Consider the following 21187-nt stretch of genomic DNA (forward strand, 5'->3'; position numbering starts at 1 on the left):
CCTGCACGGCCTCAAGGCGTGTGGTGTGGGTATGGCGGCCGGTCACGCGGCAGCGTTCTGCGGGCAGCGACTCGGTGGCCCGGGTGGGGCCGTCCAGGAGGTCGAGGCCGTCGATGCCGCAATGAGCGGCGACCGCGTCACGAGCGGCCAGACTCCATGAGACTTAGCCGGTCTGACGACGGCTCACCTGAGTCCGTCCCCCCAGAGCAGCGGCGAGATGGGCCTGCGGCTCGCCGGTCGCGTGCGGGAGCGCGGCCACGGCGGACCGCACCCACCCGGCCAAACTCAACCCCATACCGGAGGCACTGCCACTCAATACTCACCACCTGTGCGTATCACGCATGTCCGCGTTCCCGGTCGCCTCAACGTCGATCGGCCCGAGACGAAGCCCTCGCCGCCCCGGGCAGGCCGGGACCGGGGTGTCGTCAGTCCTTGATCTCGCAGATCACGGCGCCGGAGGTGACCGAGGCGCCGACCTCGGCACCCAGCCCCTTGACGGTGCCGGAACGGTGGGCGTTGAGGGGCTGCTCCATCTTCATCGCCTCCAGCACCACCACCAGGTCGCCCTCGGTGACCTGCTGGCCCTCCTCCACCGCCACCTTGACGATGGTGCCCTGCATCGGCGAGGCCAGGGCGTCGCCGGAGGCGGCCGGCCCGGACCGCCTGGCCGCCCGGCGCTTGGGCTTGGCGCCCGCCGCCAGCCCGGTACGGGCCAGCGACATGCCCAGCGAGGCGGGCAGCGAGACCTCCAGCCGCTTGCCGCCCACCTCGACGACGACCGTCTCCCGGTCCGCCTCGGCGTCCGCGGCGGCGTCCGCGGCGGCGCCGAAGGGGGGATCTCGTTGACGAACTCGGTCTCGATCCAGCGGGTGTGCACCGTGAACGGGGCCGCCGAGCCGGCCAGCTCCGGGGCGAAGGCGGGATCCCTGACCACCGCGCGGTGGAACGGCAGGGCGGTGGCCATGCCCTCCACGGTGAACTCCCCCAGCGCCCGGGCGGCCCGGCGCAGCGCCTCCTCGCGGGTGCGGCCGGTGACGATCAGCTTGGCCAGCAGCGAGTCCCAGGCCGGGCCGATCACACTGCCCGCCTCCACCCCCGCGTCCAGCCGCACCCCGGGGCCGGACGGCGGGGCGAAGGCGGTGACGGTGCCGGGGGCGGGCAGAAAGCCGCGGCCGGGGTCCTCGCCGTTGATGCGGAACTCCAGCGAGTGGCCGCGCAGCACCGGGTCGGGGTAGCCCAGCTCCTCGCCGTCGGCGATGCGGAACATCTCGCGCACCAGGTCCAGGCCGGCGACCTCCTCGGTGACCGGGTGCTCCACCTGCAGCCGGGTGTTGACCTCCAGGAAGGAGATGGTGCCGTCGGTGCCGACCAGGAACTCCACGGTGCCCGCGCCGACGTCGCCGGCCTCCCTGAGGATGGCCTTGGAGGCGGCGTACAGCTCGGCGTTCTGCGCCGGCGACAGGAAGGGGGCGGGGGCCTCCTCGACCAGTTTCTGGTGGCGGCGCTGCAGCGAGCAGTCCCGGGTGGAGACGACCACCACGTTGCCGTGGGTGTCGGCCAGGCACTGGGTCTCCACGTGCCGGGGCCGGTCCAGGTAGCGTTCCACGAAGCACTCGCCGCGGCCGAAGGCGGCCACCGCCTCGCGCACCGCGGACTCGTACAGCTCGGGGATCTCCTGCAGGGTGCGGGCCACCTTCAGGCCGCGGCCGCCGCCGCCGAAGGCGGCCTTGATGGCGATCGGCAGGCCGTGCTGCTCGGCGAAGGCGAGGACCTCGTTTGCCCCGGCGACCGGGTCGGGGGTGCCGGCCACCAGCGGGGCGCCGGCGCGCTGGGCGATGTGCCGGGCGGCGACCTTGTCGCCCAGGGCGCGGATGGCGGCCGGCGGCGGGCCGATCCAGATCAGTCCGGCGTCCAGGACCGCCTGGGCGAAGTCGGCGTTCTCCGAGAGGAAGCCGTAGCCGGGGTGGACGGCGTCCGCGCCGGAGTCGGTGGCGGCCCGCAGGACCCTGGCGATGTCCAGGTAGCTGGTGGCCGGGGTGTCACCGCCCAGGGCGAACGCCTCATCCGCGGCGCGGACATGCAGAGCGTCCCGGTCCGGGTCGGCGTAGACGGCAACGCTCGCGATTCCGGCATCCCGGCAGGCCCGGGCCACGCGGACAGCGATTTCGCCACGGTTGGCGATGAGCACCTTGGTCAGCATGCCGTCTCCTTTGCGTCCGTCCGGTCGGTGCTGAGCGCATCGACGGCCTCGACGATGCGTCGGGTGTTCGCACCGGGAGTGAACACCGCGGCGACGCCCATGGCTTCGAGCGCGCGGACATCGGCGTCCGGGATGATGCCGCCGACCAGGATGCGGACGTCGCTCGCGTCTTCCCGTGCCAGCAGTTCGATCACGCGCTCCACGATCGTCAGATGGGCGCCCGAGAGGACGGAAAGGCCCAGGACGGGCGCGTCCTCGGCGATGACGGTGGCGACGATCTGCTCCGGGGTCTGGTGCAGTCCGGTGTAGATCACCTCATGCCCGGCGTCGCGCAGCGCGCGGGCGATCACCTTGGCGCCGCGGTCGTGACCGTCGAGTCCGGGCTTGGCGATCACCACACGCAGTCGAGGCGGCGCCACACCACCGAGGTCTGCGCGCTGTCGCAGGACGTTCATGATCTCTCCGTTCGGAAATTCACTGGGGCAGGGCTGAGGCGGACCAGCCGACAGGGCCGTATCCCTGCGGGGTGCGCAAGAGCAGGCGAGGGGAGGCCCAGGCACCGGCACGGCGGGGAGCAGGTCCGGGACCTGGTGCACGGACGGCGGAGAGCAGCGCGACCACGGCGGCGAGCTCCTCCGGGGTGGGGTTGCCCCGTACGACCTTGATCACAGCGGCTCCTGGGGTCAGAGGGGGATGTTGCCGTGCTTCTTGGGCGGCAGCGAGGCGCGTTTGGTGCGCAGCTGGCGCAGGCCGCGGACCAGGTGCCGGCGGGTCTCGGACGGCATGATCACCGCGTCCACGTAGCCGCGCTCGGCCGCGACATAGGGATTGAGCAGGGCGTCCTCGTACTCCCGCAGCAGCCGCGCCCGGACGGCCTCGGGCTCGTCCGCGCCGGCCAGGGTGCGCCGGTGCAGGATGTTGACGGCGCCCTGGGCGCCCATCACCGCGATCTGGGCGGTGGGCCAGGCCAGGTTGAGGTCGGCCCCCAGGTGCTTGGAGCCCATCACGTCGTAGGCGCCGCCGAACGCCTTGCGGGTGATGACCGTGATCAGCGGGACGGTGGCCTCCGCATAGGCGAAGATCAGCTTGGCGCCGCGCCGGATGATGCCGTCGTGCTCCTGGTCCACGCCGGGCAGGAAGCCGGGCACGTCCACGAAGGTGAGCACCGGCACGTTGAAGGCGTCGCAGGTGCGCACGAAGCGGGCCGCCTTCTCGCTCGCCCGGATGTCCAGGCAGCCGGCGAACTGCATCGGCTGGTTGGCGACGACGCCGACCGGGCGGCCCTCCACCCGCCCGTAGCCGGTGACGATGTTCGGCGCGAACAGCGGCTGGGTCTCCAGGAACTCGCCGTCGTCCAGCACCTGCTCGAGCACCGTGTGCATGTCGTAGGGCTGGTTGGCGGAGTCCGGCACCAGGGTGTCCAGCGCGCGGTCCTGGTCGGTGACCGCCAGGTCGGCCTCCTCCGGGTACGCCGGCGGCTCGGCGAGGTTGTTGGACGGCAGGTAGGACAGCAGCTGCCGGACGTACTCGAGGGCGTCCTTCTCGTCGCCGGCCAGGTGGTGGGCCACGCCGGAGGCGGTGTTGTGGGTGCGGGCGCCGCCCAGCTCCTCGAAGCCGACGTCCTCGCCGGTGACCGTCTTGATGACGTCCGGGCCGGTGATGAACATGTGCGAGGTCTGGTCGACCATCACCGTGAAGTCGGTGAGGGCGGGGGAGTAGACCGCGCCGCCCGCGCACGGGCCGACCACCAGGCTGATCTGCGGGATCACCCCCGAGGCGTGGGTGTTGCGGCGGAAGATCTCGCCGTAGGCGCCCAGCGAGGCCACGCCCTCCTGGATGCGGGCGCCGCCGGAGTCGTTGATGCCGATGACGGGGCAGCCGGTCTTCAGCGCGAAGTCCATCACCTTGACGATCTTCTGTCCGTAGACCTCGCCCAGGGCGCCGCCGAAGACGGTGAAGTCCTGGGAGAAGACGGCGACGGGGCGGCCGTCGACGGTGCCGTAGCCGGTGACGACGCCGTCGCCGTAGGGGCGGTTCTCGTCCAGGCCGAAGTGGGTGGAGCGGTGCCGGGCGAACTCGTCCAGTTCGACGAAGGAGTCCTCGTCGAGCAGCAGGGCGATCCGTTCGCGGGCCGTCAGCTTGCCCTTGGCGTGCTGCTTCTCGACGGCGCGGGCCGAGCTGGCGTGCGTCGCCTCGTGGATGCGGCGCTGGAGGTCCGCGAGCTTGCCCGCGGTCGTGCGAATGTCGATGTCGTTCACTGGTTGTACCACCCCGGGGCTCATCGGTTCAGAAGGTGTCGTGGGGGACATGCACGCCCCAGACGTTGCGCAGCGCGTGGGAGACCTCACCGACCGTGGCGTGCCCCCGCAGGGCCTCGCGCATCGCGGGGAGCACGTTCTCGGTGCCCTGGGCGGCGGTGCGCAGGGTACCGAGGGCGCGTTCGACGGCGTCGTTGTCGCGGTCCCTGCGCAGGGCGGTGAGGCGTTCACACTGGTCGAATTCGATCTGGGGGTCCACGCGCAGCGGCTCGTACGGTTCTTCCTCGTCCAGGACGAACGTGTTGACGCCGACCACGGTGCGTTCCTTGTGGTCGATCTCCTGAGCGATCAGGTAGGCGGAGCGTTCGATCTCGGACTTCTGGAAACCCTGCTCGATGGCCGCGACGGCGCCGCCGCGGTCTTCGACGGCCTGCATCAACTCCAGCGCTGCCGACTCGAGTTCGTCGGTCATCGATTCCATGAAGTAGGAACCGGCGAAGGGGTCGACGGTCTTGGTCACATCGGTTTCGTAAGCGATGACCTGCTGGGTGCGCAGGGCCAGTCGCGCTGCCTTCTGGGTGGGCAGGGCGATGGCCTCGTCGTAGGAGTTGGTGTGCAGGGACTGAGTCCCGCCCAGGACCGCTCCCAGACCCTGCAGCGCGACCCGGACGAGATTGACTTCCGGCTGTTGGGCCGTCAGCTGCACACCCGCGGTCTGCGTGTGGAAGCGCAGCATCTGCGACTTCGGATTCCGGGCGCCGAACTCCTCACGCATGACGCGTGCCCAGATACGGCGGGCGGCGCGGAACTTCGCGATCTCCTCCAGCAGCGTGGTGCGGGCGACGAAGAAGAAGGACAGGCGCGGAGCGAAGTCGTCGACGTCCAGGCCTGCGGCGATCGCGGCGCGCACGTACTCCTTGGCGTTGGCGAGGGTGAACGCGACCTCCTGCGCGGGTGTGGCCCCGGCCTCGGCCATGTGGTAGCCGGAGATGGAGATCGTGTTCCAGCGCGGCAGCTCACGATGGCAGTAGGCGAAGATGTCACTGATCAGCCGCAGTGACTGCTTCGGCGGGAAGATGTAGGTGCCGCGGGCGATGTACTCCTTGAGCACGTCGTTCTGGATCGTCCCGGTCAGCAGGTTGCCCGGGACCCCCTGCTCGGCGGCGACCAGCTGGTACAGCAGGAGAAGCGTCGAGGCGGGTGCGTTGATCGTCATCGACGTCGAGACCTTGTCGAGCGGCAGGCCCTGGAACAGCGTGCGCATGTCCTGGATCGAGTCGATCGCCACACCGACCTTGCCGACCTCGCCCCGGGCGAGGGGCTCGTCGGAGTCGTAGCCCATCTGGGTCGGCAGGTCGAAGGCCACGCTCAGGCCCCCGGTGCCGGCGCCGACCAGCTCGTGGTAGCGCTCGTTGGACTCCTTCGCGGTGCCGAAGCCGGCGTACTGCCGCATCGTCCACGGCCTGCCGGTGTACATCGACGGGTACACGCCCCGGGTGAACGGGAACCGCCCCGGCGCGCCCAGCTTGGCGTCCGCGTCGAAGTCCGTCGGCGTCCTGCCGTCGTAGACCGGCTGAATCGGCAGCCCGGACTCGCTGCGTGCGAGAGAACCCACGGTGACCTCCTGCGGTACTCCATCTCTTTTGAACGGTACGCAGTACCATTCCATTGGGCAAGTGGCCACCGGAGGGCGAGACAAGGAAAGATGGGTGATCATGAGTAAGCCAGCCGCGCGAACCCGGCTCTCGGACGCCGCCTTCACCCTGTTCGACGAGCGCGGATACGAGCAGACAACCGTCGACGACATCGCCGAACGCGCCGGTGTGGGCCGCACCACCTTCTTCCGGTACTACCCGGCGAAGGAAGACGTCATCTTCCCCGACCACGACCGGATGCTCGATCAGATCAAGGACCGTCTGGCCACCTCCAGTCACGAGACCGCCCTGGCCGCCGTCTCCGACGCGGTCCGCCTGGTGCTGCTGCACTACCTCGACGAAGGCGACCTCGCCCGCCTGCGGTACCGGCTCACCAGCAAGGTCGCCGCGCTCCGCGACCGCGAGATCGCCAGCGTGGCCCGCTATCAGCGCCTGTTCCGCGAGTTCATCTCGAACTGGCTGGGAGACTCCAGCGAGTCGGCCTCACTCAGGTCCGAGCTCATGGCCGCGTCCGTGGTCGCGGCCCACAACCACGTGCTGCGCCGATGGCTCCGGGGCGAGTCCCCCGACCCTGTCGGAGAGGTCGACGCCGCGATGCGCGAGGTGCTCGCCCTGTTCCCGGGCCCGCAGTCCCGCTCGGAGACGGACGACGGCGGCACCACGGTCGTCGCCTTCCGGAGCGGACAGGACATCGACGCGTTGCTCCCCTCACTGCGACGCCTCATCGAGGGCCACCCCGAGCAGTGAACACGTCCGTCATGCCCCTTGCCCCTCGATGAGGGACCTGTCCTGCCCCAGCCGCTGCCGCCCCACGACGTCGGCGGTGAGCCGGCGGCGAGCAGCGGCCGGTTCGGCGGCGGAACCCACGGAATCGGCAGGCGCGTGCTCATCGGCAAGCCTCTCGACCCCTGGGCCCCGCGCGTGCCCGTCAGGGGCACCGGCGGGTGTTGAGGCGGGCCGCCTGGCGGTTCAGGTGGTCGCGCTCGGCGAGGTTGGGTGCCTTTCGGGCCGCCTCGGCGTACAGCCGGGCCGCCGTCGCGAGGTCGCCGTCGCGCTCGTGGAGGTACGCAGCCACGGCGGTGTGGCGGGGCATGGGGCATCCCCTGCTCGAAGAGCTTGGGGAGGAGTCGTCCAGCGCCGCGAGCGCCGCCAGGCCGGCGCGCGGCCCGTCGGCCTCGCCGATGGCCACCGCGCGGTTGAGCCGGACGACCGGGCTGTCGGTCAGGCGCGCGAGTTCGTCGTACCACTCGACGATCTGCACCCAGTCGGTCTCCTCGGCGGTGGGCGCGTCCGCGTGGAGGGCCGCGATGGCGGCCTGGGCCTGGAACTCGCCCAGCCGGTCGCGGGCGAGGGCCGCCTGGAGGATCCCGACGCCCTCGGCGATCAACTCCGTGTCCCACCGGCCGCGGTCCTGCTCGGCGAGCGGCACCAGGCTGCCGTCGGGCGCGGTCCGGGCGGCGTGCCGGGCGTGGTGGAGCAGCATGAGGGCGAGCAGCCCCGCCACCTCGGGGTGCTCGATGGCGGCCGCGAGCTGCCGGGTGAGCCGGATGGCCTCGGCGGCGAGGTCGACGTCGCCGGAGTAGCCCTCGTTGAAGACCAGGTAGAGGACGCGCAGCACGGTGGCGACGTCGCCGGGCTGGTCGAACCGTACGCCGGAGACGGTGCGCTTGGCCCGGCTGATGCGCTGCGCCATGGTCGCCTCGGGCACCAGGTAGGCCTGGGCGATCTGGCGGGTGGTCAGCCCGCCGACGGCGCGCAGCGTGAGCGCGACCGCGGACGACGGAGTCAGCGACGGGTGGGCGCACAGGAAGTAGAGCTGAAGTGTGTCGTCCACCGCGGACGCGGGCCCGGGCGCCGGCTCCTCGTCGACGAGGCCCTCACGCCGGCGGCGGGCGGCGTCCGCCCGGGTCGAGTCGAGGAACCGGCGCCAGGCCACGCTGACCAGCCAGCCTTTCGGGTCCCGCGGAGGGTCTGCCGGCCAGACGCGGACCGCCTCGACGAGCGCGTCTTGCACGGCGTCCTCGGCCGCCGCGAAGTCGGCTCCGCGGCGGACGAGGATTCCGAGCACGCGCGGCGTGATGCTCCGGAGCAGGACCTCGTTCATGGACGAGGTCACTCCGTGATGGTGGGCGGCGCGGCCAGGAAGGGGCGCACCTCGAGCCACTCGTGGATCGGCTTCCCGCCCGCCCCGGGGCGGCCGACAGTTCCCCGGCCAGCTCGACGGCACGTTCGTGGTTGTCGACGTCGATGACCATCCAGCCGGCGATGAGGTCCTTGGTCTCGGCGAACGGGCCGTCGGTGACCGGCGGGCGCCCCTCGCCGTCGTACCGGACGAACGTCCCCTCGGGGGCGAGCGCCTGGCTGTCGACGAACTCGCCGGTCTTCTCGAGCCGGGCCGCGAAGTCGTTCATGTACTGGACGTGGGCCGAGATCTCCTCCGGCGTCCACTGGTCCATGGGTACGTCGTTGACCGATGCCGGAGCACCGCGGTAGTGCTTGAGCAGCAAATACTTGGCCATCGTGTTCTCCTCGGTACTGGTGCGACCCATTGTGGTCGCGTTCACGGGGGAGACGTAGCCAGCCACAGGTTCTCGACATCGGCGTCCGATTCTTCTGGCTCTCGTGGGAGAGGTGGGTCGCGCCGGACACCACGTGGATGTCGCGCTCCGCGGTCAGCCTGCCGGCGGCCCGCAGGTTCAGGTCGAGCACCGTCTCGTTGCCGCCGGCAGTGAGCAGGTGCGGCCACCGGAGGGAGCGCGTCGCCGGCCAGGTCCGGGCGTCCGCCCCGCGACACGACCGCCGCGCTCGGCTCGCTGGACCCTTGTGGAGCCCGGCCCCTCTCGGCAGGGGCGCGTTTACCGTTGTGGTATGCGCAGCGACGTGGTGACGCTGTTCGTGTGCGGCGATGTGATGCTCGGCCGCGGGGTGGACCAGATCCTGGCCCACCCCGGCGATCCGGCGCTGCGGGAGACCTGCGTCGCGGATGCCCGCGCCTACGTCCGTATGGTCGAGTCGGTCAATGGACCGATCCCGGCCCCCGTGCCCCCGTCCTGGCCGTGGGGTGAGGCACTCCGACTGCTGGACGTGGCCGCCCCGGACGTACGGATTGTCAACCTCGAGACCTCCCTCACGCGCAGTGACGCGTTCGTCCCCGGCAAGGCGGTTCACTACCGTATGCATCCAGCCAACGTGCCCGCCCTTACGGTGGCCCGGCCCGACGTCTGCGTCCTGGCCAACAACCATGTGCTGGACTTCGGCCGAGCGGGCCTGGCGGAGACGCTGGAGACGCTCGACCGCTCGAGCCTGCGGGTGGCGGGCGCCGGGCGGAATGCCGACGAGGCGTACCGGCCGGCGGCAGCCCCCGTCGGAACCGGCGGCCGTGTCCTCGTCTTCGCCCTGGGGGCGAGCTCCAGCGGTATCCCGTCCGGCTGGGCGGCGACCGCGGCCCGCTCCGGCGTCGCCCATGTCCCCGACCTGTCGGCCACCACGGCCGCCGCGGTGGTGGAGCGCATACAGCGGATGAAACGTGCGGGCGACATCGTGGTCGTGTCCGTGCACTGGGGCTCCAACTGGGGCTACCACGTCCCACGTGAGCAGATCCGTTTCGCGCACGCCCTGGTGGACGGCGGCGCCGACCTCGTCCACGGGCACTCCTCGCACCACCCCCGCCCCATCGAGGTGTACCGGCAGAGGCTGGTGCTGCACGGCTGCGGCGACTTCATCGACGACTACGAGGGCATCAGCGGTTACGAAAAGTACCGCGACGACCTCCGGCTCGCCTACTTCGTCACGGTGGCGGCGGACACCGGCCGGTTTCTCGGCCTGCGCATGAGGACCTTGTGTTCCCGGCGTATGCGGCTGGAACCCGCCTCGCACCAGGACGCCACCTGGATGCACGCAACCCTCGGCCGTGTCAGCGCTCCCGTGCACCCGGTCCTCGAACCGGACGGCACGCTCTCACTGGAACCGAGCCGTCAACGCCCGGGGTGCTGACGTCCCGCCCCCCGTTCCCCATCGCCGCACCGGTCGCGCAGGCTGGGCCGGCGGGCGGGGGAGGAGTGCGGTGCTCACCCGCTGCGGACGGGGCGGAGCCGGCCGTGAAACGGCCGGCCCCGCCGGTCGGGCCTCGATGCAGTCGGCGATCACCTCGAGTGTGAACTCGACCGAGCTGAACGGGTGTTCAGGTGCTTGATCCACCGGTCCTTCGGTTGGAGGGCCGCATGCGGGACGACGACCCCGGCGATGAACCGGTGGATGCCGGTGAGCTTCTCCCGGATCACCGCGACCTCATATGCCTGGAGTTCGCCCGGGTCCGAGCAGAACTTGTAACGGTCCTCCCCGTTGTACGAACTCCCCGCGTGAGGAATTCTCACACGGTCAGGCTACGAGCGTCTGGAAGACCGAATAAACGCCGGGCGATCTCAGACGCAAAATCGTGTGTATCCGATCGCGGCATTAGCCGACTGATGGAAGTACTGGTTTCCCTCCGGATCGGAAATGCGCGCTCCGAACAACACGCAGTCCTGGCCGTCGTACTCCCACGCCGTCTCACGGGACGGGCCGATCGCGTACAGGCTCGGGCCGGACAGTGAATTGCTCTTGTCGGCCGTGCCGGACGCCCCCACCGTGGCGACATGCATGTCCGTCGCCACGCCCACCCACCGGGATTTCACTGCGAAACCGCAGAATGAGCGTGTGTACGGATTGTATTCCAGATACACGGTCCCCGCCGGCAGGATGCTGCCGGAACGTACAACGGGCTCCGCGTGGACGTATGCGTAGCCCGCGCCGCACACATCACCCACCGTGCTCGGTGCCAGTGGTGACGCCGCCGCCGGTGCCGCTGCGGCACCGAGTGCGAGTGCTCCCAGAGCGACACAACTCCATAACCGTCGGATACTCATTCTTCTCCCCCTCCTCGGACAACATGTGAGCAGAGCCTGTGGCTCCGGTGAGGAGTTTACCGGGGGTCGGCACACGTAATAGGAGCCCATGGGATGGGCTGCATCACATTCCATTCTCGCGAACTGTTCTCGAACTGCACCGCCCCGGATAATTCAATGGGTTCCGTCACCACAATCCGACTTTTCTGTATGTGGGTATACGGGATATGCCGCGGCGAGCGATGGGCGGCAGGCGGCGTGATGGGCCCGGGTCCGTCCGGCGAACCGGTGGCTTGCCCACCAGGGCGACGACCGAGCCGGGGCCTTCTCCTGCTGCTTCGCCGGCTGCGTCGGAACTGGTCGCCGGCAGCCGCGATGGCGGGCTCATTCCCACTGCGTGCCGAGCCGCTCGGCCAGGAAAGTGATGATCTCGTTCCGAGCCTGCAGGGTGGGATGACCGTCCTGGTCGACGAGGTGAGCCGTGACGACGCTGTGGGCGCAACCGACGACGTCACGGAAGAAGGGCGGAGGGTTCGTGTTCGCCGTATCGGCTTTGAGTACGCGGCCGTCGAACGCGTCCCCGAGCAGTGCTCGGTAGGCCGCGAACCGCTGGCCAGGGCACCACCTGTCGTTGTCGAAGCGGTAGGCGAGAACCTTCAGTCCGTCTCGTGCCACGCGTTCAGCCACGGCAGCAGCGTCTGCGTCGCTGATCTCCAGACCGCCGGGGTCGTCGAGCGGAAGCGACGGATGGTTGACCACTGGTGCGATGACAGCGGGTTCCAGCGCCATGGTCAGGGCGAAGTTGCCGGTAAAACACAGACCGACGGCGCCGACGCCGGGCCCGCCCCGCTCGGTGTGCGCCAGGCGGGCGAGGCCGCGCAGCCATGTGACGACGGGGCTGGTACCACCACCGCCAAACGCTCGGAACTCGGCGCTGACGCACGCGCGGCGAACGATGGTCTCGCCTGCCTCGGCGAGCGGATAGGCGCCGTCGACGCCGAAAAGGGAGGGCAGGTACACGGAGAAGCCGGCATCTCGCACCCAACGCGCGAACCGTGCGATGTCGGGACTGATACCCGGCATCTCGGGCATGAGGATGACTGCTGGTCCTGACCCGGCGGCAACGTACACGGTTTTGTCGACACCATCGACGCTGATGGTTCTCCGCGAGAAGTCGTCCAAGGGGTCGTTCTGTCCTCGCATGATTGTCATGACCTAGATGATGAGGAGTGGCCGCCCTCCTGAGAAGCGGCGGCATCGCCACGTATCCCGGTAATATCGCCATCCGTTCGAAAGCGCCGGAGGGGCCGTATGAGTCCGCTGCGAGTCGGTGTGCTGGCCTACCCTGGCTGCTTCGCGTCGGAGGTGTTCGGAGTCCCCGACCTCCTGGTAATGGCAACTCACGTCGCCGCGGCGCAAGGGTCGGTTCAGCCGGCCTACGAGGTGTCGGTCATCTCGCCCCGGCGGCGTGTGATCGCGTCCGGCGGCTCGGCCCTCGACGCCTCGGCGATTCGCCCGGTAGACGTCCTGATCGTGCCGGGCTTCGAGCTTTCGCCCACGGTCGATCTCGGCGCGACACTGGCAAACCTGGGACCGGAAGTAGCGTCGATCCGATCGCAGGCGGCCTCCGGGACCGCTGTCGTATCGATCTGCGTGGGCGCCTTCCTGGTTGCTGAAGCCGGGCTGCTCGGCGGGCGCGAAGCGACCACGTCCTGGTTGTTCGCGGATCGGTTCGCCGAACGGTACGCCGACGTGCGCCTCCGCCCGGAGAGCTTGGTCGTGACTGACCGGGGGGTGACGACCACAGCGGCCTTCAGCGCCATGTACGACTTCGCGCTGCAGTTCATTCGCGAGCACGACGGCCCCCGCGTCGCCCGTAGCACCGCCCGTATCGCCCTTGTCGATGATGCACGTTCCACGCAGGCTTCCTATGTCGACTCGGGGCTCCTCCCCACTGTGGGCAGGGAGTTCTCGCTCAGCGTCAAGCGATGGCTCGACCAGAACCTCAGTGCCCGTTATGACCTGGCCACCCTCGCCCAGGAGTTCCACGTCAGCACAAGAACCATGCTCCGGCGCTTCGGCGAGGAAGCCGGCGAGACGCCACTCGCGTACCTGCAGACGGTCCGGGTGCGCCGAGCCGCACACCTGCTGGAGACGACCGACAGGACCGTCGCCCGCATCGCCGCCGACGTCGGGTACCGCGACCCCGGGGCGTTCAGCGGCATCTTTGCCAGACACACGGGCCGGCGTCCGAGGGAGTACCGCGCGATATTCCATCGTCGCCGCGACCCTCACGCGTCAACCTGACGAACGGAGAGGTGAGACCTTCCTGACGTGGTGCTCTTCCGGCTTTACGCGCATGAGGGCAGGGCCTCTCCAAGCCCGCCGCCGCGGGGTAGGCAGGAATCTCCCGGCTGAAGCCGGGAGAGCACTTCGACTTCAGCCAGTGTCACCGGGCGTGAGCTACAAGGAAGCGGCCCGGATCGTGGGTGTCGACCCCGAACGGGCGGGCAGGAAACCAGGGCGCCGAGGTCATCGCCGGCCGCATCCGGCGGGGCCGTCTGGTGGTGCAGGCCAAGCACACCACCGTCGCCGCCAAGGCCGGTTCCCCTATGGTGTGCCGGGTCAAGGAACAGCAGGCCCCGTCCACCGCGCCCACACGGCCGTGGTCGTCACCGACGGGCGTGTCACCCGCGACGCCAAGAGCTGGGGCGATCCGCGGGCAGCTCACTGTCTCTGAGTCCGTCCGAAGGCGGTTGACGAGATCCCGGCGATCATGATGATCGGCCGGGATCTCTGTCGTTTCCGGGGTCTGTTGCCGCGCTACCTGGGCTTCAGCACACAGAACTCGTTGCCGTCGGGATCGGCCATCGCCACCCGGCCGACCTCGCCCTGGCCGGTGTCGATACGAGTCGCCCCGAGGGAGAGCAAACGCTCGGCCTCTGCCTGCCGATCACCGTGGACAGGTGGCGCGAGGTCGAAATGCAGCCGGTTCTTGCCCGTCTTCGGCATCAGCGGCGGACCACCCCAGGTGATCTTCGGACCACCGTGCGGCGAGCGGATCGCGGTCTCCTGATCCTGATCCCAGACCAGCGGCCACTCCAGCGCTTCGCTCCAGAAGTACCCGACTTCCTGCGAACCGTCGCAGGCCAGCGCTCCGATGAAGCCGCAGTCGGCAAGGAAGCTGTTGCCCGGCTCGATGACGCAGAACTCGTTGCCCTCGGGGTCGGCGAGCACCACATGACCGTCTTCCGGGCGTTGGCCGACATCGATGTGCCGTGCGCCGAGCCCCAGCGCCCTGGCCACCGTCTGCCGCTGATCCTTTAGGGAGGTACTCGTCAGATCGAAGTGCATCCGGTTCTGGCCGATCTTCTGTTCCCGGCTCGGAGGGAAACGGATGCGGAACCCGGTGTCATCGCTGGGCAGGAGCGCGACGCCGTCGGGTGGGTCGTCGGCCAGCTCCCAGCCCAGGACCCCGGACCAGAACTGCGCGAGACGCAGGGGTCGGCTCGCATCGAAGCAGACCGCGAACAGTTGAGAAGTCATTCTCCTGTGCATCTCCGATCCGCTGACTGCCCACTGTCGACAGGGCGCCCCGTCAGCCCCGTGAACGGGAAGCCTAAGCCTGAATCCACCGACCTGATGGCTGTGGATGACTCTTCGAGAAACGAGGAAGTGCCTTGTGACCTGCGATGATGGGAGTTCTTGAGGCTTCCAGTACGCACGATCGGCAAGGCACTTCCGAGATGCAAGTTTCCCATACCCCAGCGGCGGTCTCCGCTGCGTTCGATGACCCGAACCTGGTCGCGCAGGCCGGGCTGGTTCCGGTGCTGCGGCTGGCCGAGCGGTGCGGGCTGTCGCGGCTGGTGGCGGAGAGGGTGAAGCTGACCGGGGCGAAGAACGGGGCGGGTGCCGCGGCGGACGCCAAGGTCAGCAGCATCGTGGCCGGCATGGCCGCCGGTGCGAACAGCATTGACGACCTCCACACCCTGCGGCACGGCGCGCTGCCGGCCCTGTTCCAAGGGGTCCGTGCGCCGTCCACGCTGGGCACGTTCCTGCGCGCGTTCACCCACGGTCACGCCCTCCAACTCCACGCCGTGCACCGCAGGTTCCTCGGTCAACTGGCCGCGCACACCCCGCTGCTTCCCGGCTCCGGCGAGAAGGCGTTCATCGACGTCGACTCCACCCACAAGCGGGTCTACGGCCGGGCCAAGCAGGGCGCCGAGTACGGCCGGTTCAGGGGCATCCGCACCCTGCACCCCCTGCTCGCCACGGTCTGCACCCCGCATTCCCGGCCGGTGATCGCCGGAGTGCGGATGCGCCGGGGCAAGGCGGCCGATTCCCGTGGGGCCCCGAAGTTCGTCAGTGAGGCCCTGGCCACCGCCGTCGAGGCGGGCTGCACCGGCACCCGGATCCTGCGCGCGGACTCGCAGTTCTACAACGCCGGGGTGATCGCCGCCTGCCGCCGGGCCGGCGCCCACTTCTCGATCACCACCGGCATGAACCCCTCCGTCAAGCGGGCCGTCCTCGGCATCCCCGACCAGGCCTGGCAGCCGATCACGTACCCGACCGCGGTGCCCGATCCCGAGACCGGTGACCTCATCTCGGACGCCGAGGTCGCCGAGATACCCGCCTACACCGCGTTCGCCGGCCGCAGGAAAGCGGAGCGGGTCACCGCGCGGCTGATCGTGCGTCGGGTCCGTGACCTGGCCAAACCCGCCGTCGTGGGTGCGCAGGGCGAGTTGTTTCCCGTATGGCGCTACCACCCCTTCTTCACCGACCAGCCCGCACAAACCCTCCAGGCCGAGCGGGAACACCGCCACCACGCGGTCATCGAGCAGGTCATCGCGGACAGCAAGGCCGGGGCACTGGCCCACCTGCCGTCCGGGCACTTCCATGCCAACGCCGCCTGGCTCACCCTGTGGGCGATGACCTACAACCTGCTGCGGGCCACCGGTTCCTTGGCCTCCGCGTTCCACGCCAGGGCCACCACCGCCACGATCCGTACCCACCTGGTCCACGTTCCGGCCCGGATCGCCCGCTCCGCCCGCCGCATCACCCTGCACCTGCCGCACAACTGGCCCTGGCAGCCCGCCTGGACACACCTGTTCTCCACCGCCCACGGGCCTGGCTGATACGAACAGTCCCTGTCCGCCCCGTCCGCAAGGGCCCGACCGGAACCGAACCGTGGAAATGCTGGGCAGACCAGCGGATACCACCTGCCCGCACCCAGCCACCGGCCCGGAGACCCACCAGAAGATCAACTTCAGACTACGTCGGTGGATCGAGGCTAAGGGCGAGCCGGTGTCATCCGCAGCCGAGTTTCGACGCAGCCAGAGCGATCAGCGACGCGCGCGATCGTCCTCGATGGCTATGACTTGGTCGTCCAGGGAACCGGCCTGCGCGGAGCCGCCCGGCGCGCTTGCCCGGGGAGAGGCGCCGTCGGCGAACAGGACGAACAGGCCGGGCAGCACAGCCAGCACTGCAACGGTGTCTGTGAGGCCGAGGACTCCGCCTGTACCGCTACCGAGTGCCAGGCCGATCGCCAGGTTGCCGAAGGCGGACATCCCGAGCACGAGCCCGATGACGACGCCGATCGTCAACGAGAACATGCCAGGACTCGCTCCTCGGGGCGCTGCTTCCGCCGGGCTGTCGTGACAAGGGCTGCAGAACTGACAACACGGCAACCGCGCGCCCCGTACCGGCGCCGGCGTCTCCTCCTCGCCGGTCAGCGGCCCGGCCCGGGATCCGGCTGTACCGCGCCGTCGATACCGGCACGCGCCGCCTCCAACTGGGCCGCGAACGCGATGCCGAGGAAGAGGGCGACAGCGGTGAGGTTGGCCCACAGCAGCAGGGCGACGAAGGCGGTGAGCGGCCCGTACAGGGCGCCGAACGCGCCGCTCCCCTCGACGTAGAGCGCGAGCAGCCGCGTCGCCGCGACCCACAGCAGGAGATGGACGGCCGAGCCGAAAGCCAGCCACGTGTAGCCGGGTTGGACCCGTCGCGGCGACCAGCGGAAGATCACCGCGGAGGCGACCCACGCCAGCGCCAGCCCCACCGGCAGGTCGAACGCGTCCCACCATCCTGTGCCGCTGCCCGGCCCCCCGACCACGCGGGCCACCGCGTCGCCGACGGCGTCGCCGGCGACGAGCACGACGAAACCGAGCACCAGCGGCAGGCCGGCCGTGAGCGCGAGGAGGACGGCCCTGCCGTACTTACGAGGGAAGGGACGGTCGCGTTCGATGCCGTAGATGCGGTTGGCGCCCCGCTCGATCTGGCCCATGGCCGAGGCGAGGTTCAGCAGGGCGAAGCCCAGACCGAGCCACAGGGCCAGCGTGGCCCCGATGTCGCCGTGGGCACTGCGCCGCGTCCCGTCGAAGGCGTCCTGGACGAGGTCGGCGCTGGCACCGGGCACGATGCGGCCGAGGGTGAGTTCGATGACCCGTCCCACGCTCTCGGTGTGCACCGAGGTCGCCAGGCCTACCAGCGCCACGGTGAACGGCACCAGGCCGAGAACAACTTGGAAGGCGAGCGCCCGGGCGTTGGTGAACCCGTCCGCGTAGCGGAAGCGGGCGAAGGAGTCGGTGAGCAGCCGCAGGCTTCCGTAGTGCCGCAGCGCGGCGAACGCCTCGTCGCCGGAAAGTTCGTCCCCGAGCATGTCCCGGGTCTGCGGGACGTGGACGACGGTTCCCATACGCGCACACTCCTCGCCTCGAGTGGGTCTGCTCCACTTATTGATCGCCCTTTTCCCTGTCGTCACACCTCTTGTAGCGCCTCACATCGGGTCCATAAGATCGCCGGGGACAGCGGGTGAATCATCCCAAGCGTGCGCATACCCAGCGGAATCGGTTATTCCGGACGCGGTGTTCGGGAGTCAGGGACGAACAAGGGACGCGCATCATGACCGAAGGACGGAAGCACAGAGTCTTTCCGCAGGGAACCGTGGCCGTGGGACCCGGCCTTGGCGCATTCACCTCGGCGGCGCAGGCGGTGACCGTCCCAGGCGTTGTCAACTTGGTTGACACGCGGAGCTCTTGGGACGGTTCCTGAGTCCTTGGCCGTCGGGAGGGGCGTCGTGTCGCCGTCGTGCACAGGGGCCCCGGTTCCCGGCGGAGGTCATCGCCCACGGCGTGTGGCTCCACCACCGCTTCCCGCTGAGCTACCGCGAGGTCGAGGAGTTGCTGCTCACCCGGGGCGTGACCGTCTCGTACGAGACGATCCGGCGGTGGAGCGTGAAGTTCGGTCCGGCCTGTCCACGCGCGCTGCGGCAGCGTCGCACCACCTCGGCGAAGTCGGCCGGCACGGGTTCCATCCGCGCGGAGTGGAAGGCGTGGCCGACCCGCGGTGGCGTCGTGGACCGGCCCCGATCCCGGAAGTACGCGGCGGCCTCCCGCACCGCGGCCTTGTCCCCGGAGACGACCACCGAAGTGGGGCTGTTGACGGCGGCGCTCTCCGCCGCACGCCCCGTTTCGGCGAGGTGGGCGGCCATCTCGTCCGCTCCGATGGCCACGGCGGCCGTCGCACCGCCCGGAGGCAGCGCGTCCGTCAACCGGCCCCGGGCCGCCACCAGGGTGCAGGCGTCCGCGAGGGACAGCACCCCCCGGCGGCATGCGCCGCGGCCACCTCGCCCACCGAGTGCCCGGCCACCAGGTCCGGGTGCACACCCAAGGCCTCGAGCAGCCGGAAGAGGGCCGTCTCCAGGGCGAAGAGCGCGGGCTGCGCGAACCGGGTCGTGTGCAGGAGCGCGCCCGTCTCCGTGCCGGGCTCGGCGAACACGACGTCCAGCAGAGGCACCGGCAGCAGGGGGTCGAGCAGGGAGCAGCACTCGTCGAAGGACCCGGCGAAGCTGGGATGCAGCTCCTGGGACTCGTACAACTCACGCCCCAGGCGCACGTGTTGACTGCCCTGGTCGGTGAAGAGGAAGGCCAGCGGGCCTCGGCGGCGGGACGTGCCCGTCCGCACCCGGGGCCTGCTTCCGCCCTCCGCCACCACCCGCAGGGAGGTGAGCAGTTCCGCACGGTCCCGGGCCACCACCACGGCCCGGTGCTCGAAGGTCTCGCGGGTGGTGGCGAGCGAGTACCCGATGTCCACCGGGGCCGCGTCCGGGTCGGCGGCCACCCGTTGGTACAGCCGCCGCGCCTGGGCCCGCAGCCCGGCCCGCTCCTCGCCGACACCGCAGCAGTCACGGACGCCGGCACCGCCCCGCCATCGACGCGCCCCCTCCCGGTCCCGTCGTCCGCCACGGAAACCGGCGGCGGGGTGCTCCGGTCCGCCGGGGCCACATGGACGTTGGTGCCGCTGATGCCGAAGGAGGACACCTCCGCCCGGCGCGGGCGGCCCGCCCTCGGCCACTCCACCGCCCGGTTCAGCAGCGCCACCCGCCCCGACGACCCGGCGACTGGGTTCATCGGCGTGCAGCATACGCGGCGACACGTCGTGCGCCAGGGCCTGCACCGTCTTGATCACGCCCGCCACCCCGGCGGCGGCCTGGGTGTGACCGATGTTCGACTTCACCGACCCCAGCCGGAGCGGACGCTCCCGCGCCTCCCGCCCGTACATCGCCAGAAACGCCTCCGCCTCGATGACATCGCCCAGCCGGGTGCCGGTGCCGTGTGCCTCCACCGCGTCGATGTCCCCGGGGGGCGGTCCGGCGTCCGTGAGGGCCTGCCGGATCACCCGCTGCTGTGCCGGGCCGTGCGGTGCCGTCAGACCGTTGCTCGTCCCGTTCTGGTCCACCGCCGAGCCGCGCACCACGGCCGGCACCGGAAGCCCGGCGCGGCGCGCCTCGGACAACCGGCTCAGCAGCATCCCGGCGCCCTCGGCCCACCCCGTGCCGTCGGCGGACGCGCCGAACGCCTTGCAGCGGCTGTCCGGGGCCGGCGCCTGCCGGCGGCTGAACTCCACGAACGACGCGGGCCCCGACATCACCGTGGCCCCGCCGACCAGCGCGAAGGAGCACTCGCCCCGGCGCAGCGTGCAGGGCCACCAGGGACGAGGAGCACGCCGTGTCCACCGTGATGGCCGGGCCTTCCAGGCCGAAGGTGTAGGCGATACGGCCCGAGGCGACGCTTCCGGCGCTGCCGAGGCCGAGGTAGCCCGCGACGTGCGGGGGCACCTCCGTGAGGCGGCCGGCGTAGTCGCTGGACATCGGCCCGACGTACATCCCGGTCGACGAGCCGCGCAGGGCGTGGGGAACAAGGCCGGCGCGTTCGAAGGCCTCCCACGCCACTTCGAGAGCAGCCGGTGCTGCGGGTCCATGGCCTGGGCCTCGTGGGGGGAGATGCCGAAGACGCCGGGGTCGAAGCGGTCCACGCCGGTGAGGAAGCCGCCCTCACGCACATATGTCCGGCCGGACCGACCCGGGTCCGGGTCGTACAGCGCCTCCGTGTCCCAGCCCCGGTCCGTGGGGAACGGGCCGATGGCGTCGCTCCCGTCGGCCACCAGCCGCCACAACTCCTCGGGGGAGGTCACGCCTCCGGGATAGCGGCAGGCCATCCCCACGATCACCACGGGGTCGTCGTCCGGCCGGCCCACGCCGCGCGATCCCGGCGCCGGACGGTGTGGCGGCGCTCCGCGGGCGCAGGTGGGCGGCGAGCGCGGCGGCCGTGGGGAAGTCGAAGGCGACGGCCTCGGAGAGAGGGAGGCCGGTCGCCGCCGACAACCGCTCCCGCAGCACTGTCGCCGCCAGTGAGTCCATGCCCAGGTCCCGGAGCGCCGTTCCGGGCTCCACCGCCTCCGTCGTACAGCCGAGCACGGCCGCCGTCTCGCTCCGCACCAGGGCCAGCAGGTCCTCCGTCGGCTTCCCGGCCGCCCCCGTGCCGAGCGTTCGCGTGGACCCGTCGGCGAGGGCATGCCGCAGGACCTTCCCGGAGGCGGTACGGGGGATGCGCTCCACCTCGTACAACTCGGCGGGCACCTTGAAAGCGGACAGTTCCGCACGACAGGCGGCGAGGAGCGGCCCCCTGTCCAGCACATCGTCGCCCGGCTCGGGGACCAGATATCCGACCGACACCTCGCCGAAGGCGGGATGCGGAGTGTTTGCTTGCAGAAGCCGACTGCGTGCCGTCAGGTGGCGGCTGTGAGGACGAGGGAAGGGGACCGGTACAGATGGTGGTGACTGCTTCGAAGAGCCTCTCCTACTGGCGGCGTCGGCCGATCCGGCTGGAACGCTGCCACTTTGTGTCTTCCGGA

Annotated in this window: 15 protein-coding genes and 6 pseudogenes; 5 read left to right on the forward strand and 16 right to left on the reverse strand. The window is 70.4% G+C overall.

Annotated features, from left to right (window positions below; genetic code table 11):
* Positions 1-425 precede the first annotated feature (425 nt).
* The 5 genes and pseudogenes from WJ438_RS36880 to WJ438_RS36900 form a co-directional block, all read right to left on the reverse strand.
* A pseudogene (locus WJ438_RS36880) lies at positions 426-2197 on the reverse strand (acetyl/propionyl/methylcrotonyl-CoA carboxylase subunit alpha).
* A complete protein-coding gene (locus tag WJ438_RS36885; RefSeq protein WP_406729037.1) occupies positions 2194-2655 on the reverse strand; it encodes a cobalamin B12-binding domain-containing protein in 462 nt (153 codons plus the stop codon). Before WJ438_RS36885 ends, WJ438_RS36880 begins: the two are co-directional and overlap by 4 nt.
* A 19-nt stretch (positions 2656-2674) precedes the next feature.
* Positions 2675-2869, reverse strand: coding sequence for an acyl-CoA carboxylase subunit epsilon (locus WJ438_RS36890; protein ID WP_406729038.1), 195 nt, complete (start codon positions 2867-2869; stop codon positions 2675-2677).
* A 14-nt stretch (positions 2870-2883) separates the two neighbouring features.
* Positions 2884-4482 (reverse strand): acyl-CoA carboxylase subunit beta, encoded by a 1599-nt coding sequence (locus WJ438_RS36895; RefSeq protein WP_406729039.1) that lies wholly within the window; start codon positions 4480-4482, stop codon positions 2884-2886.
* Between the two features lie 4 nt (positions 4483-4486).
* A complete protein-coding gene (locus WJ438_RS36900; protein ID WP_406729040.1) occupies positions 4487-6073 on the reverse strand; it encodes a methylmalonyl-CoA mutase in 1587 nt (528 codons plus the stop codon).
* A gap of 100 nt (positions 6074-6173) precedes the next feature.
* On the opposite strand from WJ438_RS36900, the gene WJ438_RS36905 reads away from it, so the two are divergent.
* A complete protein-coding gene (locus tag WJ438_RS36905) occupies positions 6174-6860 on the forward strand; it encodes a TetR family transcriptional regulator (RefSeq protein WP_406729041.1) in 687 nt (228 codons plus the stop codon).
* 181 nt (positions 6861-7041) lie between these two features.
* Here the strand turns inward: WJ438_RS36905 and WJ438_RS36910 are convergent, their stop codons facing one another.
* Both WJ438_RS36910 and WJ438_RS36915 read right to left on the reverse strand, forming a co-directional pair.
* On the reverse strand, positions 7042-8217 hold the full coding sequence (locus WJ438_RS36910) for an RNA polymerase sigma factor (RefSeq protein WP_406729922.1): 1176 nt from the start codon (positions 8215-8217) through the stop codon (positions 7042-7044).
* Positions 8218-8225: 8 nt separating this feature from the next.
* Positions 8226-8632 (reverse strand): annotated as a pseudogene (locus WJ438_RS36915) (YciI family protein).
* Between the two features lie 349 nt (positions 8633-8981).
* On the opposite strand from WJ438_RS36915, the gene WJ438_RS36920 reads away from it, so the two are divergent.
* Complete coding sequence (locus tag WJ438_RS36920; RefSeq protein ID WP_406729042.1) at positions 8982-10106, forward strand: CapA family protein; 1125 nt, start codon at positions 8982-8984, stop codon at positions 10104-10106.
* 149 nt (positions 10107-10255) lie between these two features.
* On the opposite strand, the gene WJ438_RS36925 is transcribed toward WJ438_RS36920, so the two are convergent.
* From WJ438_RS36925 to WJ438_RS36935, 3 genes are all read right to left on the reverse strand, one after another.
* Positions 10256-10486: a hypothetical protein gene (locus WJ438_RS36925; RefSeq protein WP_406729043.1), complete on the reverse strand. Its 231-nt coding sequence runs from the start codon at positions 10484-10486 to the stop codon at positions 10256-10258.
* Between the two features lie 48 nt (positions 10487-10534).
* Positions 10535-10834 (reverse strand): hypothetical protein, encoded by a 300-nt coding sequence (locus WJ438_RS36930; protein ID WP_406729044.1) that lies wholly within the window; start codon positions 10832-10834, stop codon positions 10535-10537.
* A 546-nt stretch (positions 10835-11380) separates the two neighbouring features.
* Positions 11381-12178 (reverse strand): dienelactone hydrolase family protein, encoded by a 798-nt coding sequence (locus WJ438_RS36935; RefSeq protein ID WP_406729045.1) that lies wholly within the window; start codon positions 12176-12178, stop codon positions 11381-11383.
* A 129-nt stretch (positions 12179-12307) separates the two neighbouring features.
* On the opposite strand from WJ438_RS36935, the gene WJ438_RS36940 reads away from it, so the two are divergent.
* Positions 12308-13303 carry a GlxA family transcriptional regulator gene (locus WJ438_RS36940; RefSeq protein ID WP_406729046.1) on the forward strand — a complete coding sequence of 332 codons (996 nt, stop codon included), beginning with the start codon at positions 12308-12310 and terminating at the stop codon, positions 13301-13303.
* A 516-nt stretch (positions 13304-13819) separates the two neighbouring features.
* Here the strand turns inward: WJ438_RS36940 and WJ438_RS36945 are convergent.
* Positions 13820-14542 (reverse strand): VOC family protein, encoded by a 723-nt coding sequence (locus WJ438_RS36945; protein WP_406729047.1) that lies wholly within the window; start codon positions 14540-14542, stop codon positions 13820-13822.
* A 200-nt stretch (positions 14543-14742) separates the two neighbouring features.
* On the opposite strand from WJ438_RS36945, the gene WJ438_RS36950 reads away from it, so the two are divergent.
* Entirely contained in the window at positions 14743-16131 is a 1389-nt protein-coding gene (locus tag WJ438_RS36950; RefSeq protein ID WP_406724285.1) for an IS1380 family transposase, read from the forward strand.
* A 207-nt stretch (positions 16132-16338) separates the two neighbouring features.
* Here the strand turns inward: WJ438_RS36950 and WJ438_RS36955 are convergent, their stop codons facing one another.
* Positions 16339-16608 (reverse strand): hypothetical protein, encoded by a 270-nt coding sequence (locus WJ438_RS36955; protein WP_406729048.1) that lies wholly within the window; start codon positions 16606-16608, stop codon positions 16339-16341.
* A 116-nt stretch (positions 16609-16724) separates the two neighbouring features.
* Positions 16725-17690: a YihY/virulence factor BrkB family protein gene (locus WJ438_RS36960; RefSeq protein ID WP_406729049.1), complete on the reverse strand. Its 966-nt coding sequence runs from the start codon at positions 17688-17690 to the stop codon at positions 16725-16727.
* Positions 17691-18042: 352 nt separating this feature from the next.
* Here WJ438_RS36960 and WJ438_RS36965 point away from each other — a divergent pair.
* Positions 18043-18270 (forward strand): annotated as a pseudogene (locus WJ438_RS36965) (hypothetical protein); the annotation flags it as partial.
* 62 nt (positions 18271-18332) lie between these two features.
* Here the strand turns inward: WJ438_RS36965 and WJ438_RS36970 are convergent.
* The 3 pseudogenes from WJ438_RS36970 to WJ438_RS36980 form a co-directional block, all read right to left on the reverse strand.
* Positions 18333-18593, reverse strand: a pseudogene (locus WJ438_RS36970) (hypothetical protein); the annotation flags it as partial.
* A 26-nt stretch (positions 18594-18619) separates the two neighbouring features.
* Positions 18620-20789: pseudogene (locus WJ438_RS36975) on the reverse strand (type I polyketide synthase); the annotation flags it as partial.
* A 129-nt stretch (positions 20790-20918) separates the two neighbouring features.
* A pseudogene (locus WJ438_RS36980) lies at positions 20919-21008 on the reverse strand (hypothetical protein); the annotation flags it as partial.
* Between the last annotated feature and the right edge of the window lie 179 nt (positions 21009-21187).

Source organism: Streptomyces sp. GD-15H (assembly GCF_045291515.1).
Classification (GTDB): Bacteria; Actinomycetota; Actinomycetes; order Streptomycetales; family Streptomycetaceae; genus Streptomyces.

Excerpts from the sequence above, each read along its gene's own strand:
- WJ438_RS36885 (WP_406729037.1), bottom strand. The coding sequence starts at position 2,655 with ATGAACGTCCTGCGACAGCGCGCAGACCTCGGTGGTGTGGCGCCGCCT.
- WJ438_RS36895 (WP_406729039.1), bottom strand. The coding sequence starts at position 4,482 with ATGAGCCCCGGGGTGGTACAACCAGTGAACGACATCGACATTCGCACG.
- WJ438_RS36905 (WP_406729041.1), top strand. The coding sequence starts at position 6,174 with ATGAGTAAGCCAGCCGCGCGAACCCGGCTCTCGGACGCCGCCTTCACC.
- WJ438_RS36910 (WP_406729922.1), bottom strand. The coding sequence starts at position 8,217 with ATGAACGAGGTCCTGCTCCGGAGCATCACGCCGCGCGTGCTCGGAATC.
- WJ438_RS36920 (WP_406729042.1), top strand. The coding sequence starts at position 8,982 with ATGCGCAGCGACGTGGTGACGCTGTTCGTGTGCGGCGATGTGATGCTC.
- WJ438_RS36940 (WP_406729046.1), top strand. The coding sequence starts at position 12,308 with ATGAGTCCGCTGCGAGTCGGTGTGCTGGCCTACCCTGGCTGCTTCGCG.
- WJ438_RS36945 (WP_406729047.1), bottom strand. The coding sequence starts at position 14,542 with ATGACTTCTCAACTGTTCGCGGTCTGCTTCGATGCGAGCCGACCCCTG.
- WJ438_RS36950 (WP_406724285.1), top strand. The coding sequence starts at position 14,743 with ATGCAAGTTTCCCATACCCCAGCGGCGGTCTCCGCTGCGTTCGATGAC.
- WJ438_RS36955 (WP_406729048.1), bottom strand. The coding sequence starts at position 16,608 with ATGTTCTCGTTGACGATCGGCGTCGTCATCGGGCTCGTGCTCGGGATG.
- WJ438_RS36960 (WP_406729049.1), bottom strand. The coding sequence starts at position 17,690 with ATGGGAACCGTCGTCCACGTCCCGCAGACCCGGGACATGCTCGGGGAC.